We start from the raw sequence: 6,087 nt of genomic DNA on the forward strand, positions 1-6,087 counted from the left end.
CCGCTCAGGCCGCCAGGCGCTGTGCCAGCCAGGCGATCGCCTGCGGGTAGCGGTAGTCGATGGCGCCGTGGCCGGCTGGGAAAAGCTCGAAGTGGACGCGGTCGGCCTCGACGCCGATGCGCTCCAGGCCGTCGCGGAAGGCGGTGGCGCCGAGGTCCAGGTACCACTCGTCGCGGGTGCCGGCGTCGATCCAGATCGCCCGCTGGGAACGCAGCGCGTCGGCATACCGGTCGATCATCCGGACCGGGTCCCAGGCCAGCCACCGGTCCCACAGCTCCGGGATCAGCTCGCCCGAACTCGGGTCGAAGGGCAGCCGCGGGGTGCCGTCCGGATCCGCCGAGTAGGCGGCCGAGCACCCGAGGGCCAGCAGCAGCGGGATGTCGTGCTCCTTGGACAGCGCCGGCCGGTCGTGGAAGTCGGCCCACCACTTCTGGATGTCGTGGTCGTACTCCCGCAGCGCCCGCGCGGCCTTGCCGAACTCGCCGATGTAACTGTGCTCGTACAGGGTGTCACCGGCATGCGTGGCCAGTGCGCCGAACAGGTCCGGCCGCAGCATCGGAGTGATCATCGCGCCGAAGCCGCCGGACGACTTCCCGGCGACGGCCCGCCCGGACGGCGCCGCAATCGTCCGGAAATGCTGATCGACCCACGGCACGACCTCGTCGCACAGGTACGAGTGGTAGGCGCCGATGCCGGGCGAGTCGACGAACTGCGATCCCCCGTACGCCGTCCACGCGTCGACGAACACGACCACGCACCCGGGCGCCTCACCCCGGGCGAAGACACCGTCGACCGCCTCGGTGACCGTCGGCCGGAACGGCGTCCGGTTGGCCCACATCGTCACCTGCCCGGCGTAGCCCTGCAGCACGAAGACGGCCGGGTAACGCCGGTCGCCCGACGTGTCGTAGCCGGGCGGTGTATAGACCCACAGCGGCCGCACATGCGGGTCACCGAGCGGATTTCCCCGCAGCAGCACGGAGTCGATCTGCTCCCGGTGCAGGTGGCCGGCGAGCTCTTCAGCGAACGGTGTCATGCCCTCTCGACGTGCCGGGACAGCCAGGGTTCACGAGAGGGTACGACGAACCTACGCGATCCCGGTCCGCAGGCCGGCGATCAGCAGCCCGACCAGCCGGCGGGCGTCGTACCGGGGTCGGTTACCGCCGGCGCAGAGGCCGCCCACGCCGCGCATCAGCTCGACCGGGTCCTGGCCGGCGCGGATCTCGCCCGCGTCGGCGGCGGCCGTGAGCAGCCGGGCACAGACGGGTTCGAGCCGCTCGAGGAAGTAGGAGTGCAGCGGGTCGTAGCAGGGGTCGTCGGACTGCAGCACCGCGGCGAGCCCGAGTTTCGTCACGACGAAGCCGGTGAACTGATCGAACCACTTCTGCAGGGCCGCGTACGGCGAAGCGCAGCTCACCAAGAGCGCGGGACCCTCCTGGGCCAGTTCCTCGACCTGATGCCGGTAGACGGCGACGATCAGGTCGGCCCGGGCGGGGAAGTGCCGGTAGATCGTGGCCGTCCCGACGCCGGCCTCGGCGGCGATGTCGCGGATCGGCGCCTCGACGCCGGACCGGACGAAGACCGCGGCGGCCGCGTCGAGCAGGGCCTGCTCGTTGCGTCGCGCGTCGGCACGCTTCGGCTTCCCGGTGTCGCCCACCACACCCCGTCCTTAAACGGGACACTGTCCCGTATCGTCAAACGGGACAACGTCCCGCTTCTCCATCATGCCAGAGGAAGTTTCATGAGCACATACCTGCTGGTCCACGGCGCGTGGCACAGCGGCCGGGCCTGGGACCGGGTGACGCCGCTGCTGGCCGCGGCCGGGCACCGGGTCCTCGCGCCGTCGCTGACCGGCCACGGCGACACCGCGCACCTGCTGAGCCCGGAGGTGGGCCTCGAGACGTACGTCGACGACGTGGCCGGCCTGATCGTCGCCGAGGACCTGACCGATGTGATCCTCGTCGGGCACAGCTACGCCGGGCTGGTCATCTCGGCCGCCGCCAACCGGGTCCCCGGCCGCATCGGCCACCTGGTCTACCTCGACGCGATGGTCCCGGCCGACGGCGAGACCGCGACCGACGTCATGCCGATCACGCGCGTCCTGCTCGACCAGGCCGCGGCGTCCGAGGCGCCGTGGCGGGTCCCGCCGATGCCCGAGTGGCCGGCCCCGCTGGGCCTGTTCGGGGTCACCGACCCGGACGACGTCGCCTGGCTGCGCACGATGCTGGTCGACGAGCCGGCGCTCGCCTACGAGCAGCCGGTGCGTCTGGACGACCCGGCCGTGGCAGCGATCCCGCGCACCCACATCCACTGCGTCGGCCACGAGATCGAGGGCATCACCCGGCGCCCGGCGCCGGACACCGACCGGGTGTGGGAGCTGCACAGCGGCCACGACTGCATGATCACCGTCCCGGACGAGCTCGCCGGGCTCCTCCTGAAGATCGGCTGACCAGCAACGCAGCGTCCGGCCACCGCAGAGGTAGCAGTGGCCGGACGCGTGTGACGGTCAGGGTTTGAGGACGACCTTCTCGCAGTTGTCCTGCTTGTTCTTGAAGATGTCGAAGCCGTGTTCGGCCTGCACCTCGCCGGCGGGGACCCGTCCGCCGTCCGGCCCGGACGCCTGGCTGGAGGCCGCCGTGGCCGCGCCTTTCACTCGTGTCATCGATCCACCCGGTCCGCCTGCCCGGACGCCGCCTGCCCGGACGTCGTCGCGGGCGGCGTTTCGCCGCCGCCCTCGGACGCGAGGTCGGCCGGGCGGCCGGTCGTGCTCGTCGCCGTGAGCGCCGCCGCGAACAGGACGAGCTGATTGACGGCGTTGAGGAACACCAGCAGCCCGACCGACCCGCCGACGAGGTGATATGTGGGATTGGCTTCGGTGCGCTGCACGTACAACCGCCCGAGGGTCTTGAGCAGTTCCAGACCCACGGCGACCAGCAGCGCCGGTCCCAGCACTCGGCGCAGCGGCATCCGCACCCGGGGCAGTCCGGTGAGCATGCCGGCGGCCAGCACCGTGTTCACCCCGAGGCCCAGCACGAGCCCGACCGTCGCCAGCACCCACCGCGACGAGCCGGTGTCGGTGTCCGCGGCGTCGACCAACCGGTTCGCGGCCACGGCGGTCACAAAGGCCACGGCGAGCGAGGCGGCCAGCAGAATGCCCAGTCCGGCCAGCACGACGAGATCGACGAGCACGCGGACGACCAGCTTGCCCGGATACTCGGGGCAGCTGCCAGATCTTGCGGATCGACGAGCGCAACACGTCGACCCAGAACCATCCCGCGATAGGCAACCCGATGAACGCGATGACGCCGACCGTGTTCCGGGCGGAGCGCAACGTCAGGACGTCGACGTGGGGCAGGTTCTCGGCGAAGTACCGTTCCACCGACCGCAGCACCGCCGGGTCGTCCAGGATGAACCCGAAGACCGCGACGCCGAGCAGTCCGAGCGAGAACGTGGCAAAGAACGAGTAGTAGGTCACGGCGGCGGCGAGCCGGCCGCCGTCGGCCGTGTCGTACCGCAGACCGGCCCGCACCACGTGGTCCAGCCAGCCGACGCGGCGCAGCCGCCGCCAGGCCGCCGCACCCGTCCGCACGAAACGCCGACCTGTCACGGCGACCGGATACCCCGCCGACCACCCGGTTACGCAAGACCTTCACTTCTGGCTCGCTCGGGCTGGCCCTCAACAGCTACGCCTGGCTGCCCTCGCGGTGGCGCCGCCGCCGGAGCACGGCCGGCCGACCCGGGATGGGCGTTCGAGATGAAGTACGACGGACCTTGACGGGTTCCGCGATTCTCATCGGTGCTTTGAGCCGAATCGGTGTGCCGGTCGGACTGATTGCCGGAGAGTGCGTCGGGTTCGTTGGTAGCGGTCTCGAATGACGGCTGCGAAGCCGTCGCCGGTGCCGTGGAGCTACGTAGTACCTGCGCAACCCGCGGTAGTTTCCTGCGCGGAGTGCTACGGGCTGGAGCTCGTCAGAAGATCGCGACTGGGTTGACGGGAACTCCCGTCAACCCGTGGATGCGCGGCGGCGCGGCGACGAACATGAAGCTGTAGCGGCCGAGTTCCTCACAGACGGCAGCGAGTTCATCGGCGTCCACGGCGTCGATCAAGGGCATGCCCAGCCGGGGCAGGCCCACCCCATGCATCGCCGAGGGGCGGCCCGGCTCCAGCGACGGATGGGAGTCCGAGAGGTCCCCGGCATAGACGGACATGCCGCGGGCGTGCATCCAGCGCACCGCATCGATGCTCATACCCGGCATCGGATTGCCGCGGTAGCGCGTCTTCACCCACCCGAACCGTACGACGAGCGCGTCACCCGACTCGAGCCGCACGCCGTAACGTTCCTCTGCGGCTTCGAGATCTTGCGACGTGACCGCGTGGTCCACAGGCACCGGCCCGTCGGCCGCGAGGTCGAGCAGGATCCCCCGGGTCACGATCCCAGCGGCGAAAGACGCGGTCGAACCTCGGACGACGCCGCCCATGGTGATGGCCTCGTTCACCGGACGTCCGGGATACACCTGACCGTCCTGCACGGCGTGCGACAACGCATCCAGGTGTGTCGACAAAATGTGGTGGTTGGTGACCAGCATGACGTCAGCGCCGGCCAACGTCGGACTCCCGGTGAACTGCATGATGTGCTGGACCGGTGACGCCTCAACCGTCTGCGGCCCGAACGGGCCGCTGAAGACCGGCGCCGGCTGGATCGGCACAGCCAGAGAAACCGAACGGCCGAGGCGCACTTCCACCGCGGCCGCTGCGCGCACTTCATCGGTGATCAGGTTCAAGGTGCCCAGTTCGTCATCGTCGCCCCACCGGCCCCAGTTGCTCGGCAGCTCTTCTGATTCATCCATGATCGCGACACTAGTAAATGTCGGCATCCTCCCGGTTGGCGGGTCGCCGGGTCCGATGCTGACCCGATCGGCGGTTCAACCCCCCGCAGAGCGGATCCGATGGGCCTACCGCATCTTCCACGCAGCACCGCGTTACGAACCTCTGCTACATCAAGCTCCCCTCCGCATTCGTGACACATCTAGTCAATCCCGTGTCCCATCAGGAGGTTCCTCAATCTCGTACCCCGCCCCCACCGCAGACAACGACCTGACCTATCACCACAGCGTCGAGGTCACCTTCACAGACGTCGTGTGGGTTGCCTGCGCGGACCTGTTCCATCACCCAGTCTTCCGGCCCGCGACGCCTTCCGAGAATGCGTTCGCCCGACAGGTCACCGGAGACGAGGCGCATCACCTGTTCACGTGGGATGCCGAGACCGCCACCGGAACCGTTGCGATGCTGGTCGTTGCTCAGAGTGTCCAGATCGCCGAGAAGGTTGTGCGTCACTGAGGTGTAAGCAAGACGGGAAAGGTCCCCTCGGTCGATGTCCAACTTGCGGCGTGGAACGCCGATTGGCTGCCCTGATCGCGATGCACATGAACCGGAGCTCCAGGGTCAGTGCCGCCGGACGGAATCAGGCAACCGCCAACACGGTCACCGGCCCGCGCGGATCGCGGCAGATGAGCATGCCGGAAGAAAGGAGTAGGGTTCGCCGGTATTGGCGCTCTACGCACACTCTATTCCCTGTCGGATTGATTACCTTGACGACATGTTCCACCACAATCCGAAGGCGATTAACGTCCGTCTATGGCCAAGTCATCCAAGGTCGCTGAGCGTGCGACCATCGGAATCGTGCTGGTCATCGTGGCGGTGTTGCTTTGGTTCGCAGACCAGCGTCGTCTCGCGACCTTCGTTGCTCTGGCGCTGTTCGTGCCCTATCTCGCTCTGATCGCCCCGTTCAAGTGCGGCGGCTACACGCGTCAGCGGCAGGCTTGCCGCCTCATCGGCAGCGGCCTGCTGCTCGGCTGCCATCACCACCGGTTCGACCGCATCGGCAGAATCTTCGGCCACGACCGCGACCGGGCGGCAGCCCGGTACCGGTACCCCGACCGCTCGGTTCAGGCGGCTTCGTCTACCGGGATTCCCGGGAAGCGTCCAGCGGGAGAACCTAAGCCCCTGGCAGGAACTGTTTCCCGTAACTCTGGGGTAGCCAGGGTGAGGTCCAGGGTGCGGCGGTGGTGAGGTTCTGGGCGTCGGTGCGG

Annotated in this window: 8 protein-coding genes and 1 pseudogene; 1 reads left to right on the forward strand and 8 read right to left on the reverse strand. The window is 68.8% G+C overall.

The annotated features are described in order from the left end of the window. Positions 1-4 precede the first annotated feature (4 nt). On the reverse strand, positions 5-1,033 hold the full coding sequence (locus AB0M54_RS30775) for an alpha/beta hydrolase-fold protein (RefSeq protein WP_364329298.1): 1,029 nt from the start codon (positions 1,031-1,033) through the stop codon (positions 5-7). A gap of 51 nt (positions 1,034-1,084) precedes the next feature. Next, the gene (locus AB0M54_RS30780) at positions 1,085-1,654 is read right to left on the reverse strand and encodes a TetR/AcrR family transcriptional regulator (RefSeq protein ID WP_364329301.1); all 570 of its coding nucleotides are present in this window, start codon (positions 1,652-1,654) and stop codon (positions 1,085-1,087) included. Positions 1,655-1,738: 84 nt separating this feature from the next. On the opposite strand from AB0M54_RS30780, the gene AB0M54_RS30785 reads away from it, so the two are divergent. Then, positions 1,739-2,446 carry an alpha/beta hydrolase gene (locus tag AB0M54_RS30785; protein WP_364475184.1) on the forward strand — a complete coding sequence of 236 codons (708 nt, stop codon included), beginning with the start codon at positions 1,739-1,741 and terminating at the stop codon, positions 2,444-2,446. Between the two features lie 57 nt (positions 2,447-2,503). On the opposite strand, the gene AB0M54_RS30790 is transcribed toward AB0M54_RS30785, so the two are convergent. The 6 genes and pseudogenes from AB0M54_RS30790 to AB0M54_RS30815 form a co-directional block, all read right to left on the reverse strand. Further along, positions 2,504-2,659 carry a hypothetical protein gene (locus tag AB0M54_RS30790; RefSeq protein WP_364475196.1) on the reverse strand — a complete coding sequence of 52 codons (156 nt, stop codon included), beginning with the start codon at positions 2,657-2,659 and terminating at the stop codon, positions 2,504-2,506. Further along, positions 2,656-3,186: a YhjD/YihY/BrkB family envelope integrity protein gene (locus AB0M54_RS30795; protein ID WP_364475186.1), complete on the reverse strand. Its 531-nt coding sequence runs from the start codon at positions 3,184-3,186 to the stop codon at positions 2,656-2,658. Before AB0M54_RS30795 ends, AB0M54_RS30790 begins: the two co-directional genes overlap by 4 nt. 91 nt (positions 3,187-3,277) lie before the next feature. Next, positions 3,278-3,604 (reverse strand): annotated as a pseudogene (locus tag AB0M54_RS30800) (YihY/virulence factor BrkB family protein); the annotation flags it as partial. 362 nt (positions 3,605-3,966) lie between these two features. Further along, positions 3,967-4,845 (reverse strand): cyclase family protein, encoded by an 879-nt coding sequence (locus tag AB0M54_RS30805; protein WP_364475188.1) that lies wholly within the window; start codon positions 4,843-4,845, stop codon positions 3,967-3,969. A 211-nt stretch (positions 4,846-5,056) separates the two neighbouring features. Continuing rightward, positions 5,057-5,332: a hypothetical protein gene (locus AB0M54_RS30810; protein WP_364475190.1), complete on the reverse strand. Its 276-nt coding sequence runs from the start codon at positions 5,330-5,332 to the stop codon at positions 5,057-5,059. 309 nt (positions 5,333-5,641) lie between these two features. Then, the gene (locus AB0M54_RS30815) at positions 5,642-5,896 is read right to left on the reverse strand and encodes a hypothetical protein (RefSeq protein WP_364475192.1); all 255 of its coding nucleotides are present in this window, start codon (positions 5,894-5,896) and stop codon (positions 5,642-5,644) included. Between the last annotated feature and the right edge of the window lie 191 nt (positions 5,897-6,087).

The organism is Actinoplanes sp. NPDC051470 (assembly GCF_040682035.1).
Taxonomy (GTDB): Bacteria; Actinomycetota; Actinomycetes; order Mycobacteriales; family Micromonosporaceae; genus Actinoplanes.